We start from the raw sequence: 1,750 nt of genomic DNA, 5'->3' as shown, positions 1-1,750 counted from the left end.
AGGGCTTGCCGGGAATCAACACGTTGGTTTGATCTTGGATTCGTCGAGGTCGAGGAATCGGGTGATGTCGGCTGGCGTGCGGAAACGGGCCGTTGAGGCTGGCATGTAGACGCCGTGGGGTTCGAGGAGCGGGCGGACGTCTTGCACTGCACGGCTGATGGTCATGGCGGTGGTGTTGAAGAGCTGGCCGAGAAGCTCCTGAAGAGAGTGTTTCCGCAGGTAGAGGATGGTGACGAGGATCTGGTCGGAGGGAGTGAGCGTGGGTTTGCGGCCGGTGCCTGGCGCGACGCGGCGTGGGCCGCCGCGGGCTGCGTGGCGGACCTGTTCGCGGTGCTCTTCCAGCGCGGGGACCAGGGTGTGGGTGAGGTCGCTGAGCCGCTCGCGGGACATGCCGGTCAGCTCAGGGTGTTGCAGGTCGTGGAGCGTGAGGGGGCGAGAGCCCTTGGCTGGCCGCCCTCGTTGCTGAGGAAGGTCTGGACACGGTAGGTGATCTGCGGGGTGAAAGGTGTAGTTCCAGTCTCCGTGGAAGCGGTGGCGTGTGATCGGCAGGGCGGCGATGGCCTCGTCGCTGATGCGGATGCCGGTGGGGTACTCACCGCTGTCGAGTTCGGCGTGCACTGTCAGACCGGTGCGGCTGGTTGTCGCTGCGATGGTCTGGAGCATGACTTCATGGCTGGTCAGGGGCCTGCCGCGCCAGTTTATGGTGATGTGGGAGAACAGCCGGTGTTCGATCTTGTTCCACTTCGACGTGCCGGGCGGCAGGTGACACACCGTGATCTCCAGGCCGGTCTCGGCAGCGAGGTCCGCCAGCTCGGTCTTCCAGCCGCGGGTGCGGTAGCCGTTGGAGCCCCCGCCGTCGGCGGTGATCAGCAGCCGGCGGGCGCCGGTGTAGTCGTGCCGGCCACGGGCCTGCCACCAGCGCCGGATCGAAGCGACGGCGAACGCGGCGGTGTCGTGATCGGTGCCGATGGTGACCCAGCCGGTGTTCGCCGCCATGTCATAGATCCCGTACGGAATCGCCTTCTCGGCCTGGCCGGGGAAGTCGTGCGTCTTGACCCTCACGGGCTGACCTGCGGGCCGCCACTCGCGCCCGGCGTTCTTGTAGTCGCCGATCAGCTCCTTCTTCTTGCTGTCCACGCTGATCACCGGGTCACCAGCGTCCCTGTGATCCCGTGCCTGCTCGTTGAGGTAGCGGAACTGGGCGTCCCGGTCCGGGTGCTGAGCACCTTCGATGGTCTTTGCGTTGGCCTGCAGACTGAAGCCTTCCTCCCGCAGCAGGCCGGCGACCGTGTCGGCAGAGACCCGGTGGCCCTGCCGCGTCAGCTCCACTGCCAGCTTCCGGGTCGACTTCGTCGTCCACCGCAGTGGCGACATCGGATCGCCCCGCTCGTCAGGCTCGACCAACGCCAGCAGCGCCGGCCGCAGCCCCGCATCCAGCTCGGTCGCCTTCTTCCGGCCCCCACCAGGACGACGGACCCGCCCCGACGGAGCCTGACCAGACTCCAGTTCAGCCACCCCGCGCGAGACCGTGCCCTCCCGGACCCCGGCCGCAGCAGCGACGAGCCTGATCCCGCCATGCCCCAGCGACCGCGCTTCCGCCCCTATCGCCAGCCGACGCTGACGCTCGTCCAGATGCGGCAACAACACCTGGAACTTCGCAGCCAGGACGTCCTCGATCCCCTCCGGTCTCCCCATACCAGAACAACGAGCCCCACAGCTGGAAGCCACGACTTGTTTCCCGGCAGGCCCT

1 protein-coding gene is annotated in these 1,750 nt (G+C 67.5%); it reads right to left on the bottom strand.

Annotated features, from left to right (window positions below):
* Positions 1-15: 15 nt before the first annotated feature.
* Complete coding sequence (locus tag ABZ464_RS51990; RefSeq protein ID WP_359290045.1) at positions 16-1,695, bottom strand: ISAzo13 family transposase; 1,680 nt, start codon at positions 1,693-1,695, stop codon at positions 16-18.
* Between the last annotated feature and the right edge of the window lie 55 nt (positions 1,696-1,750).

The sequence above is a fragment of the Streptomyces sp. NPDC005820 genome (assembly GCF_040630255.1).
Taxonomy (GTDB): Bacteria; Actinomycetota; Actinomycetes; order Streptomycetales; family Streptomycetaceae; genus Streptomyces.
The sequence above is the reverse complement of the archived record's forward strand: the minus strand, read 5'-3'. Positions and strand labels throughout refer to the sequence as shown.

Coding starts and splice junctions, on each gene's coding strand:
- ABZ464_RS51990 (WP_359290045.1), bottom strand. CDS start 1,695: ATGGGGAGACCGGAGGGGATCGAGGACGTCCTGGCTGCGAAGTTCCAG.